General features: G+C 69.9%; 21 protein-coding genes. 8 read left to right on the forward strand and 13 right to left on the reverse strand.

What is annotated here, in order from left to right:
- Positions 1-257 precede the first annotated feature (257 nt).
- The gene (locus TSO221_RS06360; RefSeq protein WP_109117643.1) at positions 258-917 is read right to left on the reverse strand and encodes a sulfite oxidase-like oxidoreductase; all 660 of its coding nucleotides are present in this window, start codon (positions 915-917) and stop codon (positions 258-260) included.
- Positions 918-1,041: 124 nt separating this feature from the next.
- Here TSO221_RS06360 and TSO221_RS06365 point away from each other — a divergent pair, with 124 nt between their 5' ends.
- Positions 1,042-3,375: a mechanosensitive ion channel domain-containing protein gene (locus TSO221_RS06365; protein WP_109117644.1), complete on the forward strand. Its 2,334-nt coding sequence runs from the start codon at positions 1,042-1,044 to the stop codon at positions 3,373-3,375.
- Here TSO221_RS06365 and TSO221_RS06370 read toward each other — a convergent pair.
- A complete protein-coding gene (locus TSO221_RS06370) occupies positions 3,372-4,499 on the reverse strand; it encodes an HD domain-containing phosphohydrolase (RefSeq protein ID WP_109117645.1) in 1,128 nt (375 codons plus the stop codon). The genes TSO221_RS06365 and TSO221_RS06370 overlap by 4 nt on opposite strands.
- A 214-nt stretch (positions 4,500-4,713) precedes the next feature.
- On the opposite strand from TSO221_RS06370, the gene TSO221_RS06375 reads away from it, so the two are divergent.
- A complete protein-coding gene (locus tag TSO221_RS06375; RefSeq protein WP_109117646.1) occupies positions 4,714-5,409 on the forward strand; it encodes an orotate phosphoribosyltransferase in 696 nt (231 codons plus the stop codon).
- On the opposite strand, the gene TSO221_RS06380 is transcribed toward TSO221_RS06375, so the two are convergent.
- The gene (locus TSO221_RS06380) at positions 5,410-5,790 is read right to left on the reverse strand and encodes a hypothetical protein (RefSeq protein WP_109117647.1); all 381 of its coding nucleotides are present in this window, start codon (positions 5,788-5,790) and stop codon (positions 5,410-5,412) included. It abuts the gene before it with no gap.
- On the reverse strand, positions 5,787-7,586 hold the full coding sequence (locus TSO221_RS06385) for a glycosyl hydrolase family 17 protein (protein WP_109117648.1): 1,800 nt from the start codon (positions 7,584-7,586) through the stop codon (positions 5,787-5,789). Before TSO221_RS06385 ends, TSO221_RS06380 begins: the two co-directional genes overlap by 4 nt.
- A gap of 260 nt (positions 7,587-7,846) precedes the next feature.
- Here TSO221_RS06385 and TSO221_RS35290 point away from each other — a divergent pair, with 260 nt between their 5' ends.
- From TSO221_RS35290 to TSO221_RS06400, 4 genes are all read left to right on the forward strand, one after another.
- Positions 7,847-7,984, forward strand: a complete 138-nt coding sequence (locus TSO221_RS35290; protein WP_158284009.1) for a hypothetical protein — start codon at positions 7,847-7,849, stop codon at positions 7,982-7,984.
- A gap of 8 nt (positions 7,985-7,992) precedes the next feature.
- Positions 7,993-8,424 (forward strand): YsnF/AvaK domain-containing protein, encoded by a 432-nt coding sequence (locus tag TSO221_RS06390; protein ID WP_109117649.1) that lies wholly within the window; start codon positions 7,993-7,995, stop codon positions 8,422-8,424.
- A 3-nt stretch (positions 8,425-8,427) separates the two neighbouring features.
- Positions 8,428-9,384 carry a YsnF/AvaK domain-containing protein gene (locus TSO221_RS06395; protein ID WP_109117650.1) on the forward strand — a complete coding sequence of 319 codons (957 nt, stop codon included), beginning with the start codon at positions 8,428-8,430 and terminating at the stop codon, positions 9,382-9,384.
- Positions 9,385-9,545: 161 nt separating this feature from the next.
- Positions 9,546-9,965 carry a PRC-barrel domain-containing protein gene (locus tag TSO221_RS06400; protein ID WP_109117651.1) on the forward strand — a complete coding sequence of 140 codons (420 nt, stop codon included), beginning with the start codon at positions 9,546-9,548 and terminating at the stop codon, positions 9,963-9,965.
- Positions 9,966-10,081: 116 nt separating this feature from the next.
- On the opposite strand, the gene TSO221_RS06405 is transcribed toward TSO221_RS06400, so the two are convergent.
- The gene (locus TSO221_RS06405; RefSeq protein ID WP_109117652.1) at positions 10,082-10,969 is read right to left on the reverse strand and encodes a LysR substrate-binding domain-containing protein; all 888 of its coding nucleotides are present in this window, start codon (positions 10,967-10,969) and stop codon (positions 10,082-10,084) included.
- Positions 10,970-11,072: 103 nt separating this feature from the next.
- On the opposite strand from TSO221_RS06405, the gene TSO221_RS06410 reads away from it, so the two are divergent.
- Positions 11,073-12,302, forward strand: a complete 1,230-nt coding sequence (locus tag TSO221_RS06410; RefSeq protein WP_109117653.1) for an MFS transporter — start codon at positions 11,073-11,075, stop codon at positions 12,300-12,302.
- Between the two features lie 51 nt (positions 12,303-12,353).
- Here the strand turns inward: TSO221_RS06410 and TSO221_RS06415 are convergent, their stop codons facing one another.
- Complete coding sequence (locus TSO221_RS06415) at positions 12,354-13,799, reverse strand: short-chain fatty acyl-CoA regulator family protein (RefSeq protein WP_109117671.1); 1,446 nt, start codon at positions 13,797-13,799, stop codon at positions 12,354-12,356.
- 217 nt (positions 13,800-14,016) lie between these two features.
- Here TSO221_RS06415 and aceA point away from each other — a divergent pair, with 217 nt between their 5' ends.
- Positions 14,017-15,297, forward strand: coding sequence for an isocitrate lyase (aceA, locus tag TSO221_RS06420; RefSeq protein ID WP_109117654.1), 1,281 nt, complete (start codon positions 14,017-14,019; stop codon positions 15,295-15,297).
- 109 nt (positions 15,298-15,406) lie between these two features.
- On the opposite strand, the gene TSO221_RS34870 is transcribed toward aceA, so the two are convergent.
- The 7 genes from TSO221_RS34870 to TSO221_RS06455 form a co-directional block, all read right to left on the reverse strand.
- Entirely contained in the window at positions 15,407-16,783 is a 1,377-nt protein-coding gene (locus tag TSO221_RS34870; protein ID WP_146208724.1) for a glycosyltransferase family 4 protein, read from the reverse strand.
- Positions 16,784-16,970: 187 nt separating this feature from the next.
- Complete coding sequence (gene ptsP, locus TSO221_RS06430) at positions 16,971-18,749, reverse strand: phosphoenolpyruvate--protein phosphotransferase (RefSeq protein ID WP_109117655.1); 1,779 nt, start codon at positions 18,747-18,749, stop codon at positions 16,971-16,973.
- Entirely contained in the window at positions 18,739-19,047 is a 309-nt protein-coding gene (locus tag TSO221_RS06435; protein WP_109117656.1) for an HPr family phosphocarrier protein, read from the reverse strand. The genes ptsP and TSO221_RS06435 overlap by 11 nt, the downstream gene beginning before the upstream one ends.
- A 2-nt stretch (positions 19,048-19,049) precedes the next feature.
- On the reverse strand, positions 19,050-19,451 hold the full coding sequence (locus TSO221_RS06440; protein ID WP_109117657.1) for a PTS sugar transporter subunit IIA: 402 nt from the start codon (positions 19,449-19,451) through the stop codon (positions 19,050-19,052).
- 56 nt (positions 19,452-19,507) lie between these two features.
- On the reverse strand, positions 19,508-20,428 hold the full coding sequence (rapZ, locus tag TSO221_RS06445; protein ID WP_109117658.1) for an RNase adapter RapZ: 921 nt from the start codon (positions 20,426-20,428) through the stop codon (positions 19,508-19,510).
- On the reverse strand, positions 20,425-20,883 hold the full coding sequence (locus tag TSO221_RS06450) for an HPr kinase/phosphatase C-terminal domain-containing protein (protein ID WP_109117659.1): 459 nt from the start codon (positions 20,881-20,883) through the stop codon (positions 20,425-20,427). The genes rapZ and TSO221_RS06450 overlap by 4 nt, the downstream gene beginning before the upstream one ends.
- 65 nt (positions 20,884-20,948) lie before the next feature.
- Positions 20,949-21,299: a hypothetical protein gene (locus TSO221_RS06455; protein ID WP_247877939.1), complete on the reverse strand. Its 351-nt coding sequence runs from the start codon at positions 21,297-21,299 to the stop codon at positions 20,949-20,951.
- Positions 21,300-21,390 lie beyond the last annotated feature (91 nt).

Raw genomic sequence — 21,390 nt, forward strand, 5'->3', positions numbered from 1 at the left:
ACCACCCCACGCTCGCCGCCGCGTCGAGCAGCATCTGGCCGGCCGTCATGACGCCGGCACCGCCACTGCCTACAAAGGCTATCGTGACCGAGTCCACTGTCATTGCTAGTTCCTTTTCCACCCCAGTCCGGAGGTCTTGGCCGAAACCCCGAAGCCTTCTCTCATACAGAGGTCGTAGGGCGGACGGGTTGATCCAGCGCAATCATCGGCCCGATAACGGGCGGAAAGGGAACTTTTCTGCTCGGTTCAACGGGGGATCATTCCCCGTAGCGCTCCTCCCGCCAGGGGTCGGCGTCGTTGTGGTAGCCGCGGACCTCCCAGTAGCCGCGCTTGTCCTCGGCGAGGAATTCGATGCGCTTGACCCACTTGGCGCTTTTCCAGAAGTAGCGCTTCGGCACCATCACGCGCACCGGGCCGCCGTGGTCGCGGTCGATGGGCTCGCCCTCCCAGGTGGTGGCGAGCAGCACGTCCTCGTCGTCGAAGACCGACAGCGGCAGGTTGGTGGTGTAGCCGTCGGACGAGTGGAACAGCACGAATCGCGCCTCCGGCGCCGGCCGGACCACGGAGAGCAGGTGCTTCGCGCTCACGCCCTCCCAACGGTTGTCGTAGCGCGACCAGGAGGTGACGCAATGGATGTCCGAGACGGTGCGGAACACTGGCTGCGCCTGGAGGTCGTCCCAGCGCCAGATAACCGGGTTTTCGATCAGCCCGTCCACGGCGAGCTGCCAGGTGGAGCGGTCCACCCGCGGCAGGATGCCGAGGTCGAGCACCGGCCAGCCTTCGGTCCGGTGCTGGCCCGGCGGCAGGCGGTCGGTGCCGGGGACGCCGGTCAGGCCGCGCGCCTCGCGGGCCCAGCGCTCCTTGGCGGCGATGAGCTTGGCGTCGGGTTCTCCCTCATGGTCCGTCTCGTCCGCCATGGCCGCCTCCCTGAAAAAGCCGCTGAAATGCCACAATGATGCAGCCCTCTGCGGGTTGGCAAGCCGGCGGACGCGCGGTAGTCTCGCGGCTCTCCACACTTTCGAATTTGTCCACGGATCCGCGATGCCCCGCACGCTCGCCCGGTGGTCGGGCGCTTTGGCCGCCCTGCTCCTCCTCCTGACCGGCCCCGCCCTCGCCCAGCCGCCGGCCGCGGCGCCAGCCCCGGCCGCACCCGCGGCCCAGGCGGCACCCGCGCCGGCCCCACAGGCTGCGCCGCAGAACGGCGCCGCCGACCAGCTGGAAGGGCTGGTGTCGACGCTGGAGGACCCGCAGGCGCGCGCCAAGCTGGTGGACCAGCTGCGCACCCTGATCGCCGCGCAGAAGGGCGGCCCCGCCGCGCAGCAGCCGCCGGCCGAGCCGGCGGCGCCCAGCGATCTGCTGCCCGATGCGCTGGGCTCTCGCACGCTGGCCTATCTGGCGCGGCACGTCGAGGACGCCAGCCGGCAGCTGCTGGCGGTGGCCAATGCCTTCTCCGACCTGCCGGCGGTGGCCGAGTGGGTGCGCCGCCAGATCGACGACCCCTCGGCGCGCGAGCGCTGGACGCAGCTGTCGGCCGATCTGGTGATGATCGTCATCGCCGGCGCGGTGGTCAGCCGCTTCACCAGCTGGACGCTGCGCCGGCCGCGCCGGGCGCTGGAGGCGAAGCACTGCGAGCGGCTGTCGGCGAAGCTGACCTTCCTGCTGCTGCGTCTGGCGTTGGAGATGGTGCCGGTGATCGCCTTCGCGCTGGTCGCCTACGGCATCCTGATGCTGGGCGAGGCGGTGATGCTCTCCATGGGCTCGCGCGTGCGGCACGTGGTGATCGACATCATCACCGCCACCGTGGTGGTGCAGACCGTGCTGGTCGCCGCCAGCTTCCTGTTCGCCCCGCCGGCCCCGGGCCTGCGGCTGACCCGCATGCGCGACGAGACGGCGGCCTACGCCTATGTGTGGACGCGGCGGCTCGCCATCGTCGGGGTGTACGGCTACTTCCTGGCCGACGGCGCCTTCGTCTTCGGGCTGGCGCTGGGCGCCTACGGGGCGGTGCTCAAGCTGCTCGGCCTCGCCATGGCGGCGATGCTGGTCATCCTGATCCTGCAGAACCGCAGCTCGGTCGCCGAGTGGATGCACGGCAACCCGCTGACCGGCGACGGCGACCCGGCCGAGACCGCGGCGCGCGAGGCGCAGGGGCAGGGCGCGGTCATGCGCTCGGCCCGGCGGCGGCTGGCCGACGTCTGGCACGTGCTGGCCATCGCCTACGTCGCGGTGGCCTTCGGCGCCTGGGTGCTGAACGTCTACGAGGGATTCGAGTACCTGGCGAAGGCGACGGTCACCAGCATCGCCATCTTCGTGATCGCCCGCCTGCTGGTCAGCGGCATCAACCGGGCGCTGCGCCGCGGCTTCCGCATCTCGCCGGAGCTGGCGGTGCAGTTCCCCTCGCTGGAGGCGCGCGCCAACCGCTACATCCCGGTGCTGCACCGGGTGATCAAGACGCTGATCTGGACGGTGGCGGTGCTGATGATCCTCAACGCCTGGGGCGTCGATACGGCGGCCTGGATCGAGACGCCGGTCGGTCGCCGCGTGGTGCGCAGCGTCGCCACCATCGGCGTCATGCTGGCGGTCGCCATCGTCGCCTGGGAGGTGGTGAGCGCGCTGATCGAGCGCTTCCTGCGCGGCACCGAGGTGCAGGGTACGCGGATCGAGCGCTCGGCCCGCATGCGCACGCTGCTGCCGCTGCTGCGCAACGCCTTCCTGGTGGTGCTGGTGACCATGGTGTCGCTGATCACGCTGGCCGAGCTGGGCGTCAACATCGCGCCGCTGCTGGCCGGCGCCGGCGTGGTCGGTCTGGCGGTCGGCTTCGGGTCGCAGACGCTGGTCAAGGACGTCATCACCGGCCTGTTCATCCTGTTCGAGGACACCATCTCGGTCGGCGACGTGGTGGACGTCGGCGGCGGGCATTCGGGCGTGGTCGAGGCGATCTCGATCCGCACCATCCGGCTGCGCGACGGCGCCGGCGCGGTCCACTCCGTGCCGTTCAGCGCGGTGACCACGGTGAAGAACATGACCAAGGACTACTCCTTCGCCGTGTTCGACGTCTCGGTCAGCTACAACGAGGACCCCGACCGGGTGTGCGGCGTGCTGAAGGGGATCGGCGACGATCTGCAGGCCGACCCGCTGTTCGCCCCCGACATCCTGGCGCCGCTGGAGGTGATGGGCATCGAGCGCTTCGCCGATTCGGCGGTGGTGATCCGCGCCCGCTTCAAGACCCGGCCGCTCAAGCAGTGGGGCGTCGGGCGCGAGTTCAACAAGCGGATGAAGAAGGCCTTCGACGAGCAGGGCATCTCCATGCCCTACCCGCACATGCACCTGGTCATGGAGAAGCAGAAGCGGGAGGCCGCCGCGGCGGACGCCGGCTAAGGCGTTCCCTGCTCCTCCAGCACGCCGAGGAAGGCGTCGACCACCGCGGGGTCGAAGTGGGTGCCGGCCTCGCGCCGGATCAGGCCCAGCACGTCGCGGTGGTCCCAGGCTTCCTTGTAAGGGCGGCGGTGCAGCAGCGCGTCGTAGACGTCCGCCACCGCGACGATGCGGCCGGACAGCGGGATCGCCTCGCCCTTCAGGCCGTGCGGATAGCCGGTGCCGTCCCACTTCTCGTGGTGGCTCTCGGCGATCTCAGCGCCGAGCGACAGCGGGTTGGGGCCGCCGACGATGCCCGACGCCTCGCGCAGGATGCGGCCGCCGATGGCGGCGTGCTCGCGCATCACCGCCATCTCCTGCGGGTCGAGTTTGCCGGGTTTGCCCAGGATGTGGTCGGGCACGCCCACCTTGCCTACGTCGTGCAGCATGCTGGCCAGCCCGACGTGCTCGCAGAAGACGTCGTCGACGATGTGGGTGTAGACGCCGTCGGCGCGCAGGCGGTGCGCGATGGCGGTCGCCCACCGGCCGATGCGCCTGACGTGGTCGCCGGTCACCTCGTCCTTGAACTCGGCCAGCTTGCCGAGCGCGTGGACGGTGGCGCGCTGGGCGTTCTCCAGGCCGCGGCGGCCCTCCTCGATGGCACGGATGTGCTGATAGGAGCGCAGCGCCGCCACCGTGGCGGTGAACAGGGTCTGCGCCGTCAGCTCGCTCTTCGCCTTGTAGTCGTTGATGTCGTAGCCGACGATCACCTGCCGCTCTGGCGCCAGGCCGGGCTGGCCGGTGCGCAGGATGATGCGGACGTGGCGGTTGCTCAACTCCTCGCGGATGAAGTGCACCAGCTTGAGGCCGGCGTCGTCGGTCTCCATCACCACGTCGAGCAGCACCGCCGCGATGTCGTCGGTGGCGCGCAGGACAGCACGCGCCTCCTCGGCGCTGAAGGCGCTGAGGAAGGTCAGGCCGCGGCCCTCGTACTCGACGTCGTGCAGCACCACGCGGGTGATCGCGTGCACCTCGGGATCGTCGTCGACGATCAGCACGGTCCAGGGGGACAGCGCCGGACCGCATCCGGCCGCGTCCTCCGTCTCGTCGGCGAACAGCAGGTCGTCGTCGTCCGATGTTCCCGGCATGACCGTATCCCCTCTTTCCCCCTCACCCGGTTTTCGGCTGGCACGCGGTGATTGTCAACCGCCGCGGGCCGAGTCGCGGCGGGCGCGCAAAAGGGGGCGGGGCTGCCACCGAAGGGCTACCTCCGAAGGGTGTCCGGCGCGCTGCGATGACGGGTTGCGGGGCTACCCCGACCGGGCGTCAACTGGGGGCGACCAACACGACGAGAGGACTGCCATGATACCGGACTCGTGGGACCTGGAGAGCCGCGAGGGCGCGGCGCGGATCGCCCGCGACATGTTGGAGACCGGTGCGGTGCGCTTCGACCCGAAGCGGCCGTTCCGCTACACCGACGACCTGGTCAGCCCGGTGCGGCTCGACGTGCGGCACCTGCTGTCCTACCCGAAGATCCGCAAGGAGGTGGTCAGTTTCGCCTGCGAAATGATCAACCAGGAGATGGGCGACACGGAGCGCACGGGTGTGCACGACCTGGACGCCATCGCGGCCGGCGAGGGGGCGGGGATGCCCTTCGCCACGCTGATCGCCGACAAGCTGAACCTGCCGCTGGTGATCGTGCGCAAGGACGCGCCGGAGATCGTCGGCGACGTGCACCCCGGCTGGCGGGTGCTGCTGGTCGAGCAACTGGCGACCGACGGCCACCGCAAGGCCCGCTTCATCGAGCCGCTGCGCAAGGCCGGCTGCGAGGTGCGCGACGTGTTCGTGCTGTTCCAGTATGGGATCTTCGACTCGATCCACGAGCACCTGACGCGGCTGGGCGTCACGATGCACGCCGCCTGCACATGGTGGGACCTGCTGGACGTCGCCAACCGCGGCAGCTATCTGCCGGAGGAGGCGCTGGGCGAGATCCATGCCTACCTGCACGACCCGCGGCGCTGGTGCGCCCAGCACGGCAAGCAGGCACGGGTGGCGTAGCTACGCCTCCACCGCCGACTCGTCCGGTGCGCCTGTGGGCGCCACCAGCACGCGGCCGTCGCGCCGCACCGGCCGCCAGCCGGCAGCGGCGAGGCGGCCGGTGGCGGTGGCGATCTCGGCGTCGAACATGCGGTCGGTGCCGCGGTGGCGCAACACCACCACGATCAGGAAGGCCAGGAAGCCGTCGCCGACCAGCATGAAGACGTAGTGCCACGCCCCCTTCGCCGCGGCGAAGGCTAGGGCGGTGTAGACCACCAGCAGCGCCAGGAAGACCGCCAGCACGACCAGCATGGCGACCCGCACTGTCCGCCAGACGCGGCGGAAGCGCTCGGCTCGGGCGATGGTGTCGCGGGCCTCGGTGATCTCGACCGGGAGGCTCATGGCCGCACCTCGCCGGGACGCGCGGCGCCGGCCGGCCGGGCGGCGCGGGCGAGGCGGGCGAGGCGGGCGCTGGCCAGGAAGGGCAGGGACAGCAGCGCCTGCAACCCGGCCCACACCAGCGCCTCGACGTTGGGGTGCGCCCAGTCGATGGCGCTCAGCGGCATGGCGCTGGTGCCGGCGAGCCAGCCGCGCAGCGGCGCGTCCACCGGCAGCACGCCCTCGGCGAGCAGCGTCAGCGTGGCGCCGGCCAGCAACAGGCGGCCCAGCCACAGCTCGGCGCGCGGGGCGCGGACGGGCGTGCGCGCCACCGTCACCGCCGGGCGGAACAGCGACCCCGCCGCCATGGCCGAACGCCAGTCGGTGCCGGCCGGGCGCCGGCCGGCGCGCAGCCAGCCGAGGATCGGCAAGCCCAGCGCCGGGACCGCCGCGTACCAGGTCGGGAAGTTGCGGTAGCGGCCGTCGAAGACGATCAGGAAGCTCCACGCCACCAGCAGCGCGGTCAGCGCCAGCGTCACCACGGCACCGACGCGGTCGAGGCGGCCGTATCCGATGTCGCCCACCAGCCCGCGCAGCGATTCGGCCGGCAGGGCGCGGCCGGCCAGCACGCGGTGCGCCGCCATCAGGATGCACAGGCCGAGCGCACCGGTCAGCGCCAGCATGACGGCGGTCAGCGTCAGGTCCTGCCAGTAATAGCTCCAGTGCACGCCGAGGTCGGCGGCGTGCAGGTACAGGCTGGCGAAGCCGTCGCTCAGCACCGCCAGCGCCGCCAGCCCCGACAGTGGCAGCGCCGGGCCGCTGGCGGCCAGCACGCCGACCAGCGCGCTGCCGGCGATCACCGCGAGCGCGGCGTGCTCGATCCACTTCGGGTTCTCCACCACCGGGCCGGCCAGCGAGAACTTCGGCTTGCGGTCCACCGTGTAGAGGCCCCAGTGACCGCCGACGGTGCCCTCCAGCTTCTGCTTCCAGTTCTGGTCGAAGGCCTCGATGATGTTGACGTCGAAGCCCTCCTTCCCGGCCAGCCGGATCACCTGGTTGATGAACTGCGCCTTGGCGACGAGGCCCGGCGCCGCCGCGCCGCGGGCGCGGCCGGCGGTTGGCCAGCCGGTCTCGCCGATCAGGATCGGCTTGCCGGGGAAGCGCTGCGAGATCTCGCGGTAGGACCAGGCGATGTGCTCGGCCCCCTTCTCGACGCTGGCCGGGATATCCTCCCAGTAGGGCAGCAGGTGGATGGTGATGTAGTCCACCTCCTTGGCCATCTGCGGGTACTTCAGCCACCACTCCCAGACGTCGGCGTAGGACACCGGCTGCTTGATCGCGGCCTTCACCTTGCGCAGGTAGCCGGTGATCTGCTCCGGCGTCAGCTCGCCGCGCAGCAGCACCTCGTTGCCGACGATGACGCGGGTGATGGTGTCCGGGTAGCGGTTGGCCAGCGCGATCAGCGAGTTCACCTCCGCCTCGTTCTTGTCGAGCTTGCTCGACAGCCAGGCGCCCATGGTGACCTGCAGGCCGTGCTTCTTCGCCAGCTCCGGCACCACCTCCAGCCCCTCCAGCGAGGTGTAGGTGCGGATGCCCGCCACCTGCGGCGCGATGGCCGCCAGATCCTCGTCGATCTGCCCGGTCGAGGGATAGACGCGCGTCAGCGGGCTCTGCCCGTCGCGGAACGGGGCGAAGGAGACGCTCTTGAGCTTGCCGCCGGGTGGCGGGTCGAGCGGCACCGGCCGGTTGGGGAGGTACCACAGGGCGGCGGTGCCGAGGCCGGCCACGAGGAGCACGGCGAGGAGTTTCAGGATGCGCATGGACCCACTGTCTACACGAAAGGCGGCCCGGATCAAAAGGGCGGGGTGGCCTGTGCCGTACGTAAAGCACCGCACGGGCCACCCCGAGGTTGACCCTACGCGAGGGACGCGCCTTCACGCCGGTTATGAACGCGGGCACCGGCGGATTATTCCGCGGCTGGCGGGCGCGGTGGCGGCGAACAATTAAGTAGTAATGTATCGAAGCTTTTTCAGCGCGCGCTGTTGGGATGGGTCCTTCGATGCCTTTTGGAGGTGACCCAATGACCAACGAGCACGGACCCAAGAAAGTCGGCGTCTACAACGACGGCGGTCCCGGCGGTTTGGCCGGACTCAACTGGACTTGGATCGTCGTCGGGCTGATCGTCCTGGCGATCATCCTGTACCTGATCCTGCGCTGAGCGCGGCCATGTCCGACGACCGGGAGACGGTCGTACCGCTCCACGAAGAGAGAGTCTCCGTCGACAAGCGCCGCGTCGAGCGCGGCATCGTGCGCGTGACCACCACGGTCCGCGAACGCGAGGAGATTGTCCGCCATGCGCTGGAGCAGGAGGAGGTCGAGGTGACGCGGGTTCCCGTCGGCCGCGAGGTCGAGGAACGGCCGGAGATCCGGCAGGAGGGCGACACCACGATCATCCCCCTGGTCGAGGAGGTGCTGGTGGTGGAGCGGCGACTCGTCCTGCGCGAGGAAATCCACGTGCGCCGCAAGACGCGCTCCGTGCAGGCCGAGCAGTCCGTCACTCTGCGCTCCGAGGACGCCGTCATCGACCGCATCGAGACCAATCGACCCGACGAGCCCGGCGTGCGGGGTGCCGGGCCGCCCCAACCATACGAGGAGTGAGACATGCACCGCACCATCGTGGCCCTTTACGACACCCGCAGCGACGCCGAGGCGGCCGTGCGCGACCTGGAGGCCGCCGGCTTCGACCGCAGCACCACCGAGATCATCACCCACGCCGAGGCGGTGACCGGCATCGGCTCGGCCGCCGGGCAGGACTACATCGACACCGACTATTCCCGGCAGAACAGCGGCGGCTTCCTGGCCCGCCTGACCGGCTGGAACGTCCCGGAGCGCGACGCCCACGTCTACGCCGAGGGCGTGCGGCGCGGCGGCGCGCTGTTGAAGGTGCGCGTCGATGACGACGACGTGGACCGCGCCGTCGCCGTGCTGGAGCGCGGCAACGTGGTGGACGTCGAGCAGCGCGAGGCCGCCTACCGCACCACCGGCTGGAGCGGCTACGACGAGACAGCGGCGCCCTACGACGAGACCATGGCCGCCGAGGAGCGCACCCGCTACGGCACCGGCCTGACCGGCGCCGCGCAGTCGTTCCGCGACGTCAACACCACCGACACGACCTACAGCGACTCCACCGCCCGCCGCGGCGTGGACGTGGACCGCGAGGAGGTCATTCCGGTCGCCGAGGAGAAGTTGGACATCGGCAAGCGCGCGGTCGAGGGCGGCGTCGTGCGGGTGCGCACCTACGTCACCGAGACCCCGGTGAACGAGACGGTGAACCTGCGCCAGGAGCGCGTGCACGTCGAGCGCCGCGCCGTCGACCGCGCTGTCGACGACCTGCCGGAAGACGCCTTCCGCGAGCGCGAGATCGAGGTGCGCGAGACCGCCGAGGAGGCGGTGGTGCAGAAGCGCGCCCACGTGACGGAGGAGGTGGTCATCCGCAAGGATGTCAAGGAGCGGGCGCAGAACGTTTCCGACACCGTCCGCCGCACCGAGGTGGAGATCGACGACGGCCGCACCGGCACCGACCGCCCGCTGCGCCGCGACGACGACCTGGAGCGCTGACCGGCGCACCGCAGTGTCTTGGAGGAGGAGGGCGGCCATCGGGCCGCCCTCTTTTTGCGCCGGGCGCCCCTGTGCGGGCGGGGTACCTCGACGGTGCGGGGAAGCTTTGCCGGCGTGCGGCGTTTATTCCCTTATCTTTCGAACCGTATGGGGAGATTACCATGAAGACCCTGATGACCGCGTTCGGTGTTGCCGCGCTTCTCGCCGCCGCTCCGGCGGTCGCGCAGACGACCAAGGCGCCGGCCAAGGAGGTGACGCCCTCGGTGGCGGCGGTGGACGGCCAGCTCGACCCGGCGCTGTCGCGCATGAGCGCCGACCAGCTCAAGGGCAAGAACGTCTACGGCACCGACGGCAAATCGATCGCCGAGATCGAGGGCGTGGTCCGCAAGGGCTCGTCCACCTTCGTGGTGCTCGACGTCGACCACGTGATGGACATAAGCGACAAGGACGTGGTGCTGCCGGCCAACCGCCTGCACATGAAGGGCGACAAGCTGACCCTCGACATGACCAAAGACCAGCTCCAGGGCCTGGAGAAGTGGCAGAAGGGCCAGTACGAGGACGTCAAGGGCGCGCTGAAATAAGCTGAGGCGCGGCAGCGGGCCGGCGGGCGGGCGCTTGGGGCGCCGGTCCGCCGGCTCTGCGTTTGGAAGCGTTGAGTGGAAGGGTTAGCGGCCATAGAGTTGGGACAGCCGTTTTCCTACCGCCCCATTTCCCGCGCCAGCGCCAGGAAACCGGCGATGTACTCCACCCCTTCTTCACCGCGGCGGATGCCGAGATGGATGCTTTTGCCGATCCCGTCCGGCCCGAGACGTACGGTGCGGACGGGCAGGTCTGAGCCTTCCTCACGCACCAGCCAATCCGGCAACACAGTGACCCCGCGCCCGGCGGCGACAAGCTGCAGCATCAGGTCGGTCGTCTCTGCCGTCCTGTGGCGGCGCGGCTGGCAATGGGCCGGCACGAGGAAGCGGGTGTAGACATCGAGCCGTTCGACGCTGACTGGAACGGTAATCAGTTCCTCGCCAAGGAGGTCATGCGGCAGCGCCACGCCGCGCATGGCCAGCGGATGCGCGTCCTGCACCACCAGGACGAGTTCATAATCAAAGACCGGCGTGAAAAGAGCTTCGGGCAAGTCGATCGGGTCGGGGGTGATCAAGAGGTCGATCTCATTGTCCAGCAGTGCCGCAACACCATCGAAGCGGAAGGCCGTGCGAACTTCGAAATCCACATCGGGCCACCGCGCGAGATAGGCGGCCGTCATCCGCATCAGCCATTTCTGGCAGGGATGGCATTCCATCCCCACCCGCAACGCGCCGCGCTGGCCTGAGGCGAAGTCGGCCAGAACCCGCTCGGCATGCTCGATCTGCGGCAGCACGCGCTGTGCCAGCGCCAGCAGGTAGTCCCCCGCCTGAGTGAAGCGAAGGCTGCGCCCCTTCTTCATCCAGATTTCGACGCCGGTGCGCTCCTCGAACTTGCGGACCGTGTGGCTCAGCGCCGACTGGCTGACGTTCAGCCGGCCGGCGGCGGCGGTGACGCTGCCCAGCCGATCCACCTCCCGCAGGATCGAAAGAAGCTGGCGATCAAGCAATCATGACTCCTACTCATTCATATATGAGAAAATACCACTTCCACTCATAATACGTGACCGTTACTCGTGGATCAATTGCCCCCCGCATGACCCGAGGACCCGCATGTCTCAAGCCGAAGCCAGCACCGAGGCCGGGCTCACTCCCGCGAGCCTGTACGGGCACGAGTTGGGCAATGTCCTGCGGCTGGCGGTCGCGCAGGCGCTCGCCGGAGCGAACGCGGTGGTCGTGTACGCAACGGGCGCCATCGTCGGCAACACGCTTGCGCCCAGCCCGGCGCTGGCGACGCTGCCGATCTCCATCTTCGTGGTGGGGATGGCGGCGTGCACCTTGCCGGCCGGCGCCATCGCCCGGCGGCACGGTCGCCGCGCCGCGTTCCTGACGGGAACGGGATGCGGCGTCCTCGTCGGCCTGCTGTCCGCGCTGGGGGTCGTGCTGGGATCGTTCTGGCTGTTCTGCGCGGCGATGATCTTCGGCGGGGCCTATGCCGCGGTGGTCCTCTCCTTCCGCTTCGCCGCCGCTGATTGCGCGCCTTCGGAGCGGCGTCCACGGGCCATGTCCGCCGTCATGGCGGGCGGGGTGTTCGCCGGGGTCATCGGTCCGCAGCTCGTCACCCACACCATGGGCCTGTGGCCGCCCCACCTGTTCGCGGCCACCTACCTGGCGCAAGCCGCCGTGGCCGCTGTGTCCGCCCTCGTGCTGCTCGGCGTCCGGCTTCCGATGCCGACGGCGGCGGAGGTTGCCGGCGGCCGCCCGATCGGCGCCATCGCGCTCCGGCCGCGCTTCATCACCGCCGTGGTCTGCGGGATCGTGTCCTACCTGCTGATGAACTTCATCATGACGGCCGCCCCGCTGGCGATGCGGCTGTGCGGCCTGTCGCAGGAGGCGTCCAACCTCGGCCTGCAATGGCACGTGATCGCGATGTACGCTCCGAGCTTCGTCACCGGGCGGCTGATCACGCGCTTTGGCGCCCCTCGCATGGTGGCCGCCGGACTGGTGTTGATCGCCGCCTCCGCCGCGGTCGGGCTGGCGGGGGTAGATGTGGCGCATTTCTGGTTGAGCCTGATCCTGCTGGGCGTCGGCTGGAACTTCGGCTTCCTGGGCGCTTCGGCCCTCGTGCTGGAGTGCCATCGCTCCGAGGAACGGACGCGGGTGCAGTCGCTCAACGACTTCCTCGTGTTCGGGACGATGGCCTTGGGCTCCTTCGCGTCCGGGGGCCTGCTGGCGACCTACGGATGGGACACGGTCCTCTGGGTTTCGTTCGCACCCCTCGCGGTGGCGGTTGCGGCGCTCGCCTTCACGGCTTCGTCTCGCCCCGGCCGTACGACCGGATGAGGCGTGCAGCGCACCATGCCTCGCTGCCGCTGCCTGAGGGGCCGCCCGTTCTCACCGCTCCCCCGGCGGCGGGGCGAACAGGAACGGCGTCACCCCCCGCAGATTCTCGTCCACGATCAGCCGGTGGTTCAGCGGCGGGAACGCGCGCTGGGAGCAGTCCGAGCGCGGACACAGGCGGCAGTTGACGCCGATGGGGGTGGCGGCCTCGGTGTGCTCCAGGTCGATGCCGTCGGCGTAGACGATCTGGCCGGCGTGCGCCACGTCGCAGCCCAGCGCCATGGCGAACTGCTGCGGCGGGCTGCGGTAGCCGCCTCCCGCCTTCACCGCCGTCCGCGCGATCGAGAAATAGGTTGTGCCGTCGGGCATCTGCGCCAATTGCGTGTGGATCTTGCCCGGCGTGCGGAACGCCTCGTAGACGATCCAGCGCGGGCAGCCGCCGCCGAACCGCGCGAAGTGGAACCCCGCCCCGGAAAACCGCTTCGACACGTTGCCGGCGCTGTCCACCCGGATCAGGAAGAACGGCACGCCGCGCGCCCCCGGCCGCTGCAGGGTCGTCAGCCGGTGGCAGACCTGCTCGAAGCTGGCGTCGAAGCGGCGGCGCAGCACGTCGATGTCGTAGCGCTCGCGCTTCGCCCCCTCCAGGAAGCGGTCGTAGGGCATCAGCACCGCACCGGCGAAGTAGTTGGTCAGCCCGATGCGCGCCAGCCGCCGCGCCTCGTCGCCTGAGAGGTTGGCGGCATCGACGATGCCGTTGATCAACTCGCGGTGGCGCAGCAGCGCGATCTGCGCCGCCAGCTGGAAGTTGCGCCCAGACGGCGCCAGCATCTCCGACACCAGGATGCGCCGGCCGTGCCGGTCGAAGCGCCGCACCGCGTACCCCATCACGTCGGCGGGCATGATCTTCACCCGCACGCCCTGCTCCTTCAGCAGCCAGTCCACCAGGCCGCGGTAGAGGTCGCCGCGCTCCGGGTTCGCCTCGGCCCACAGCGCCTCGGCCGCCGTCTCGATCTCCGGGAAGTGGTTGTGGTGGGCGTGGAAGAAGTCGCGCACCTCCTCCAGCGGGAACTGCGCGTTGTGCACCAGGCTCAGCTTGTCGCGGTCGGCCAACCGCTCGCCGAGGTTCTGCAGGTCCTCGCGCTGCTCGCGGAAGGCCCGGTACAGCGTCACCACCGCCTGCCCCAGCGTCGGCGCCACGGCGGCCAGCTCCTTGAGGTCCTGGTTCTTGATGTCCGAGCCGTCGAACAGCGGGTCGGCGAACACCTCGCGCAGGCCGGCCACCAGCCGGCTCTCCTCGTCCTCGGCGAAGGCCTGCAGGTCGACGCCGAAGTTCTGCCCCAGCTTCAGCAGCAGCGGCACCGTCACCGGGCGCTGGTTGTGCTCGATCAGGTTCAGGTAGCTCGCCGAGATGCCGAGCTGGTCGGCCATCTGCGCCTGGGTCAGCCCGCGCTCGCGCCGCAGGCGCCGCACCTTGGGTCCCAGCATCGCCTTCTTGTCCATCATCCGAACCCGCCCGATCGCCCCGTCCAGGCTACCCCGCACCGCGGTGCAAATTTACAAACATTACAGTTTTACAGGATCTGCCAGACAGGGATTTACAATGTTACCCTTTTACGAACAAGCACTTATTGCCATCCGGCGCGGTTCGTCATAACTGTGAAGCATGTGCTGCGCCGCACCGTGGCGCGCAAACGAAAGACAAGAAGGAACTCGCACTATGGCACCGCTCGACGAGAAGACCAAGGCCGCCATCCGCGCCGCCCGCTTCGAAGGCATCCGCCGCGATTACACCGAGGCCGACGTCAAGCGCCTGAGCGGCTCCCTCAAGATCGAGTACACGCTGGCCGAGACGGGCGCGCAGCGCCTGTGGGAGCTGCTGAACACCGAGCCGTACATCAACACGCTGGGTGCGCTCACCGGCAACCAGGCGATGCAGGCGGTGAAGGCCGGCCTGAAGGCCATCTACCTGTCGGGCTGGCAGGTCGCCGGCGACGCCAACCTGGCCGGCCAGATGTACCCGGACCAGAGCCTGTACCCGGCCAACTCGGTGCCGGCGGTGGTCGAGCGCATCAACAACACCTTCAAGCGCGCCGACGAGATCCAGACCGCCGAGGGCAAGGGCGACACCTACTGGTTCGCGCCGATCATCGCCGACGCCGAGGCCGGCTTCGGCGGCCCGCTGAACGCCTTCGAGCTGATGAAGGCGATGATCAAGGCCGGCGCCTCGGGCGTGCACTTCGAGGACCAGCTGGCGTCCGAGAAGAAGTGCGGCCACCTCGGCGGCAAGGTGCTGATCCCGACGCAGCAGCACATCCGCACGCTGAACGCCGCCCGCCTCGCGGCCGACACCATGGGCACCTCGACCGTCCTGCTGTGCCGCACCGACGCGGAGTCGGCGCAGCTCATCACCTCGGACGTGGACGAGCGCGACCATCCGTTCATCGACTTCGACGCCGGCCGCACCTCGGAGGGCTTCTTCCGCCTGAAGAAGGGCACGGGCGTCGATCACTGCATCGCCCGCGGCATCTCCTACGCGCCGTACTCCGACCTGCTGTGGTGGGAGACCTCCAAGCCGAACCTCGAGGAGGCCAAGCGCTTCGCCGAGGCGGTCCGCAAGGAGTTCCCGAACAAGCTGCTGGCCTACAACTGCTCGCCGAGCTTCAACTGGAAGGGCAACCTGGACAAGGACGACATCGCCAAGTTCCAGCGCGAGATCGGCGCCATGGGCTACAAGTTCCAGTTCGTGACGCTGGCCGGCTTCCACAGCCTGAACTACTCGGCCTTCATGCTGGCCAAGGGCTACGCGGAGCGCGGCATGGCCGCCTACTCGGAGCTGCAGGAGGCGGAGTTCGCCGCCGAGACGCTCGGCTACACCGCCACCAAGCACCAGCGCGAGGTCGGCACCGGCTACTTCGATCAGGTCGCCACGGCGATCTCCGGCGGCCAGTCCTCGACCACCGCCTACAAGGACTCGACCGAGGCCGATCAGTTCCATTGATCGGTTCGGGTACCAGCTCAGGGCACTTAGGCTGACGCTCTGATAGACTGCGGCCGGAGGGGGGCTTCCCTCCGGCCGCTTTTTTCGTGTTGGGGAGTGCTTTTCGTTTTCAGAGAAGCCGGAGGTCGCCGTCCGCAGGGTCGATGGCGCTCAATTCCTCGAACAGGGCTTCGATGCGGTCGACCGTGCGGGCGACGGCGAAGGTGAGGGCGCGTTCCTGGCCGGCCCGGGCGAGCTCCGCCCAGCGCCGGGGAGCGGCGGCCAGCCCTTCCAAGGTGTCGGCGAGGTCGTTCGCGTCGCCGTTCTTGAAATGAAGGCCGTCGATGCCGTCGCGGACGATCTCGCGGCTGCCTCCGGTGGCGCTGGACACCACCGTCACGCCCGCGGCCATCGCCTCGACCTGGGAGATGCCGAAGGGCTCGTCGTAGGTGCTGGGAAACACCAGGACGTTGCTCCGCGCCAGCAGCCGGGCCATTCCCGGCCGGTCGAGGAACCCCTGGAAGCGGACGCGCCCGCCGAAGCCCAGCGCCTCGCACCGCTGCCGGACCGCGTCGAAAAGCTGCGGGTCGAGCACGTCGCCGGCGAAGACGCAGTCGAAATCGACGCCGCGCTCCGCCAGCAGGGCCAGCGCCTCGACCAGCACCTGGGGGCCCTTGTAGTCGACGAAGAGGCTGGCGAAGGCGATGCGCAGGCGGTCGAAGGCGGGCGGGAAGGGGCTGTAGAACAGGTCGACGCGCGCGCCCGGATAGAGGACGGTTGCACGGGAGACGTTGTAGAGTTCCCTGGCCATGCTCCCCGCCACCCAATGGCTCGCCGGCCCCAGCCGGAAGAGCGGCGAGGTCGGCATTCCCCGGAAGGAATAGCTCGGCGTGCTGTTGCCGATGCAGTGGACGACCGGCACCCCGGCATCCGCCAGCACGGACAGAAAGCCGTTGGCCAGCATGTCGAGGTTGCCGACGAGACAGGCGTCGCAGTCGAACTCGTAGGCGGCGTCGAGGATCCGCTGGTTGTTGTCGTGCGCGATCGCCTTGATCCGTTCCTGGTCGGGATCGAGGTGGGCGACCCCGTCCTCCCACGCCCCGTACAGAGACAACGAGCGTTCGACCGCGTCTTCCAGATCCGCGTCCCCGGCGACGCCGGGGCGGACGAACTCCGGCCGGTCGGCGCAGAGCACCCGCACGGCGTGGCCGCGCCGGCGAAGCTCGGCCGCGAACTCCCACATCTTGCGCCCGTAGCCGCCGAACTCCTGCGGGGGAAACAGGTTGGTGACGATCACGACGCGGCGCGTCTGGCCGCAGCTCGGCCGCTCGTCCCGCCGCAACGCCTCGCGGTAGGCGAGCCAGCGCGGGTCTTCGGCTGCCCCGGCCGCTGCCGCGACGGAAGCCTCCGCGTCCCCGCCGCCTCCCCAGCGCCGGGCCTCGGCCCCGGCGAGCGCGGCCTCGACAGGACGGCCCTGGACGGCGGCGAGACGTGCCAGGGTCTCCAATGCCCCCACATGCCCCCGGTCAAGCCCGACGGCCCGTTGGAGAAGCCGTTCCTCGCCCTGAACGTCGCCCCGTCGGCGAGCCCGCACGGAGTCTTCAAACGCCTCTTCGGCGGTGAGGACCGGAGCGGTGGGATCGGACAAGCGGGCCTCCTCGCGCAGTGATTCGTGTGCGTGTCGGAAAGCGCGATCACGCCGTCGCGTTGAAGTCGTCGAGCAGCGCGGCGATGCGGCCGCTGTCGGACTGGTCCATGATGACGCGTGCCCGGCGGGTCGCCTCCATCAGGTCCATGGCGCGGATGCGGCGCTTGACCATCGGGATCGCCAGCGGCGCCATCGACAGTTCGCGGATGCCCAAACCCAGCAGCAACGCCGTGTGGCGCGGGTCGCCGGCGATCTCGCCGCACACGCTGACCGGGATGCGGGCGCGCAACGCCGCCTCCACGGTGAACTGGATCAGGCGCAACACCGCCGGGTGCAGCGGGTCGTACAGGCTCGCCACCTGCTCGTCGCCGCGGTCGATGGCCAGCGTGTACTGCGTCAGGTCGTTGGTGCCGATGGCGAAGAAGTCGGCGGCGTAGCTCAGCGCGTCGGCCGACAGCGCCGCGCCCGGCACCTCCACCATCACCCCCACCGGCGGCAACGGATCGGCGATGGGCACGCCGCGGCGGCGCAGGCGACGGGCGACGTTGGCGATCATCTCGCGCACCGTCTGCACCTCGGCGACCGAGCAGATCATCGGCAGCAGGATGCGGAGCGGCCCGTGCGCCCCGGCGCGCAGCATGGCGGCGAGCTGCGTCTCCAAGAGCTTCGGTTCGCGCAGGCCGAGGCGGATGGCGCGCAGGCCGAGCGCCGGGTTGGCCGGCTCGGTGTAGCGGCCGGTCATCCAGCCGGCCAGCTTCTCGCCGCCGACATCGAAGGTGCGCGCGGTCACCGGGCGGCCGCCCATGCCCTCGACGATGGCGCGCAGCAACCCGTACTGCTCATCCTCGTCCGGCAGGTCGTCGCGGTTCATGAACATGAACTCGGTGCGCAGCAGGCCGACGCCCTGCGCGCCGCTGTCCAGCGCGTTGTCCAGGTCGCGCGGCAGCTCCAGGTTGGCCTGCAGCACCACCGAGGTGGCATCGCGCGTCACCGCCGGCAGGCGCTTCAGCGTCTTGAGCTTCTCGCGCTCCTTCTGCCGCTCGGTGCGGCGGCGGGCGTACTCGGCCAGCTCCTCCGGTGTCGGGTCGATGACCACCCGGCCGTTGACGCCGTCCACCACCACCTGGGTGCCGTGCCGCACCCCGGTCAGCAGCCCGGCGACGCCCAGCACCGCCGGCACGCCCAGCGAGCGCGCCATGATCGCGGTGTGCCCCTCCGCTCCGCCCAGTACGGTGGCGAAGCCGGCGACGTGGCGCGGGTCGATCAGCGCGGTGTCGGCCGGGGTCAGTTCCTCGGCCAGGATGACGGTGCCGGGGGGCAGCAGGGCGAACGCCTGGTACTCGTGCCGCATCAGCGCGCGGATGACCCGCCGGCCGACCTCGCGCACGTCGTCGACGCGGGCGGCGAGGTAGGCGTCGCCCATGGCGGCGAAGGTCTCGGCGATGACGGCGATCTCCGCCTGCACGGCGGCCTCGGCGTTCACCGCCTCCTCGCGGATGCGGCGCTCCACCCCGCGGGTCAGGCGCGAGTTGGTCAGCATGGCGAGATGGGCATCCATCAGGATGCCGATCTCCTCCGACGCCGACTCGGGCAGCACCAGGGCCTTGGTCTTCAGCTTGCGGATCTGCCGGCGTGCCTTGCCGCAGGCATCGGCGAAGCGCTCGACCTCGGCGTCGATCTGGTCGGCCTGCAGCGCGTATTCGGGAACGCGGACGGCGCCGCTCTCCACGATGTGCGCCGGGCCGATGGCGATGCCGGGGGAGACGCCCAGGCCGCGCAGCGTGCGGCTGACCGCGGCGGCGCCCGGCGGGGAATCAGTCTTCATCGAACTTGCGCAGGATCAGGTCGGCCAGCGCGCCGATGGCGGCCTCGGCCTCGGCGCCGTAGCCGCACAGCTCCACCGTGGTGCCGGGGCCGGCGGCCAGCATCATCAGACCCATGATCGATTCGCCCGACACCACCGTTTCGCCGCGGCGCACTTCGACCTCGCAGTCGTACTTGGCGACCAGCTTGACGAACTTAGCGGCGGCGCGGGCGTGCAGGCCGCGCTGGTTGGTGATGGTCAGCGTCTGGCAGACCTCTGGCGTCTGATGAGGGGCGGGCCGGTTCGCGTCTTCGGACATGGTCACCCGTCGGACAGCAGGGAGGAGGCGACGTTGATGTACTTCTGCCCGGCCTCGCGGGCGGCGGCCACGGCGTGGTTGAGGGTCTCGTTCGTGCGCACGCTGGCCAGCTTGATCAGCATGGGCAGGTTGACGCCGGCGATGACCTCCACCTTCGCCTTGTCCATGATCGAGATGGCGAGGTTCGACGGCGTGCCGCCGAACATGTCGGTCAGCACCACCACCCCGGCGCCGTCGTCCACCGCGGCGACCGAATTCAGGATGTCCTGCCGGCGCTGCTCCATGTCGTCGTCCGGACCGATGCAGACGGCGCGGATTTGCTGCTGCTCGCCCACGACGTGCTCGAGGGCGGCGATGAACTCCTCCGCCAGCCTTCCGTGGGTCACCAGAACCATACCGATCATCGCTTGTCCTTCACGCTGGGATAACCTCCCACCCTCTTCGCCCGCTTCGCCCCGGATCAGCCGGAGCGCGGGCCTTGTCGTTCCAGATCCCGGTGGTTGAGGGCGACCTTCAGGCCCAAGCCCTTCAACCATTCCGCCAGCCGTTCGGCAACGAACACCGAGCGGTGCCTGCCGCCGGTGCAACCGATGGCGACGGTCAGATAGCTCTTTCCTTCCTGGTTGTAGCGCGGCAACAGCGGCCGCAACAAGCCTGTCAGGTTCTCGAAGAACGCCGGGAAGTCGGGATCGCTCTCGACTCTCGCGGCGACCGCCGGGTCGCGCCCGGTCAGCGGGCGCAGCGCGAGATCCCAGTGCGGGTTGGTCAGGAAGCGCACGTCGAACACCAGGTCCGCCTCGCGCGGCAGCCCCAAGCGGAAGGAGAAGGAGGTGACGAACACTTGCAGCGCCGGCTGGGCGTCCAGCGAGAAGTTGCCGGCCAGCAGGCGGCGCAGGTCGTGGATGGACAGCTGCGTGGTGTCGGTGACCACGTCGGCGCGCTGCTTCAGGGGATGCAGCAGGGTGCGCTCGCGCTGGATGCCGTCGGGCACCGGGCGGTCGTCGGCCAGCGGATGGCGGCGCCGCGTCTCGGTGAAGCGGCGTTGCAGCACCTCGTCGCCGCAGTCGAGGAAGAGCAGGCGCACGTCCAGGTCCGGCCGCGCCTTCAGCGACTCGATCTGCTCCAGGAAGGCGGCGACCGAGAAGTCGCGGGTGCGGCTGTCGATGACGATGGCCAGCGGCCGGTGGCTGGGGTCGCCCTGGGCGATCAGCGCCGGCACCAGCGACAGGCGCAGGTTGTCCACCGACTCGTAGCCGAGATCCTCCAGCGCCTTCAGCGCCACCGACAGCCCGGCGCCGGACATGCCGGTGGCGAGCAGGACGCGGCGGCGGCCCGTGGCCGGGGAGGCGTCCGATGAGGCGTCTGGGATGGGAGCGGTCATGTCGGGCTGTGGCGGGGGGAGGGCACCGTGCCGAGGCGCCCGGCCGCCACCGCCGCGGCGGCGAGTCGCAGCTTGGCGGGGGTGGACGCGTCGAAGGGAGAGAGCGCGAGGTGCGGCACGGAGTGGTCCATGAGCGTGACGGTTTCCGGTTCGGGCAGCCGTTCCACCGCGTCCGCCGATACGAGATCGACGACGAGGCGGATTTCTGCGGTCTCGGCCGTGGGCACCGGCAGGATGCCGACGCCGCGCACCTCGATCAGGCCGGCGAGCGGCGCCGGGGCGGTGGCCATCAGCCGGTCGCCTTGCGCGCGCACCTGAACCTGATCGTCGGCGACGAGAAGCGCCCCGTCGTCGATGAGGCGCACGGCGACGTCCGACTTGCCGCCGCCGGAAGGCCCGCGCAGCAACACGCCGATTCCCCCGACCAGAACGCAGGTGCCATGAATCGTCACCATGCGGCCAAGGTGAGGCGTGCCGCGAATTCTGTCAATGGGACGGAATATTCCCTCCTTCTGCCCCTTTACTCCACCATCAGCGGCGTGCGGGATTCCTTGCGGATGTCCTCCAGGCGCTTGGCCAGTTCGTCGCGGCGGCGGATCATCTCGTCGAGGTCGTCCAGCTCGGTGGCGGCCTGGCAGGCCTCGCGGAAGTCCTTCTCCTGCGCCAGGCGGACCAGCAGCACCTTATAGGAATCGGCGATGCGGGCGAGGTGGCGCTGGGCGCCGTTCAACGCCTCGGCCAGTTGGCTGCGCTCGACCGTGGCGGCGCGCATCATCCGCGCCAGTTCGCCCTGCTGCCGGCCGGCGTCGCGGATCAGCCGGGCCAGACGGTAGCGGTTGAAGTCCACGAGTTTGGCGCTGGCACTGGACATGGGACTCCCCCGCTTCCGATACGCCAAGGGGCCATCCGGCACGGAGGTCCGGGCGGGCTCGCCCGCCCCGGGGCCGTGCGTCGCGATCCAT

Source organism: Azospirillum sp. TSO22-1 (genome assembly GCF_003116015.1).
Taxonomy (GTDB): Bacteria; Pseudomonadota; Alphaproteobacteria; order Azospirillales; family Azospirillaceae; genus Azospirillum.

Bases quoted from the DNA above. Each gene is read 5' to 3' on its own strand.
- TSO221_RS06395 (WP_109117650.1), top strand. From the start codon at position 8,428: ATGCACCGCACCATCGTGGCCCTTTACGACACCCGCAGCGACGCCGAG.
- ptsP (WP_109117655.1), bottom strand. From the start codon at position 18,749: ATGAAGACTGATTCCCCGCCGGGCGCCGCCGCGGTCAGCCGCACGCTG.
- TSO221_RS06415 (WP_109117671.1), bottom strand. From the start codon at position 13,799: ATGGACAAGAAGGCGATGCTGGGACCCAAGGTGCGGCGCCTGCGGCGC.
- TSO221_RS35290 (WP_158284009.1), top strand. From the start codon at position 7,847: ATGACCAACGAGCACGGACCCAAGAAAGTCGGCGTCTACAACGACGGC.
- TSO221_RS06435 (WP_109117656.1), bottom strand. From the start codon at position 19,047: ATGTCCGAAGACGCGAACCGGCCCGCCCCTCATCAGACGCCAGAGGTC.
- TSO221_RS06410 (WP_109117653.1), top strand. From the start codon at position 11,073: ATGTCTCAAGCCGAAGCCAGCACCGAGGCCGGGCTCACTCCCGCGAGC.
- TSO221_RS06390 (WP_109117649.1), top strand. From the start codon at position 7,993: ATGTCCGACGACCGGGAGACGGTCGTACCGCTCCACGAAGAGAGAGTC.
- TSO221_RS06440 (WP_109117657.1), bottom strand. From the start codon at position 19,451: ATGATCGGTATGGTTCTGGTGACCCACGGAAGGCTGGCGGAGGAGTTC.
- TSO221_RS06400 (WP_109117651.1), top strand. From the start codon at position 9,546: ATGAAGACCCTGATGACCGCGTTCGGTGTTGCCGCGCTTCTCGCCGCC.
- TSO221_RS06375 (WP_109117646.1), top strand. From the start codon at position 4,714: ATGATACCGGACTCGTGGGACCTGGAGAGCCGCGAGGGCGCGGCGCGG.
- TSO221_RS06365 (WP_109117644.1), top strand. From the start codon at position 1,042: ATGCCCCGCACGCTCGCCCGGTGGTCGGGCGCTTTGGCCGCCCTGCTC.
- aceA (WP_109117654.1), top strand. From the start codon at position 14,017: ATGGCACCGCTCGACGAGAAGACCAAGGCCGCCATCCGCGCCGCCCGC.
- TSO221_RS06455 (WP_247877939.1), bottom strand. From the start codon at position 21,299: ATGTCCAGTGCCAGCGCCAAACTCGTGGACTTCAACCGCTACCGTCTG.
- TSO221_RS06370 (WP_109117645.1), bottom strand. From the start codon at position 4,499: ATGCCGGGAACATCGGACGACGACGACCTGCTGTTCGCCGACGAGACG.
- rapZ (WP_109117658.1), bottom strand. From the start codon at position 20,428: ATGACCGCTCCCATCCCAGACGCCTCATCGGACGCCTCCCCGGCCACG.
- TSO221_RS06360 (WP_109117643.1), bottom strand. From the start codon at position 917: ATGGCGGACGAGACGGACCATGAGGGAGAACCCGACGCCAAGCTCATC.
- TSO221_RS06385 (WP_109117648.1), bottom strand. From the start codon at position 7,586: ATGCGCATCCTGAAACTCCTCGCCGTGCTCCTCGTGGCCGGCCTCGGC.
- TSO221_RS06380 (WP_109117647.1), bottom strand. From the start codon at position 5,790: ATGAGCCTCCCGGTCGAGATCACCGAGGCCCGCGACACCATCGCCCGA.
- TSO221_RS06450 (WP_109117659.1), bottom strand. From the start codon at position 20,883: ATGGTGACGATTCATGGCACCTGCGTTCTGGTCGGGGGAATCGGCGTG.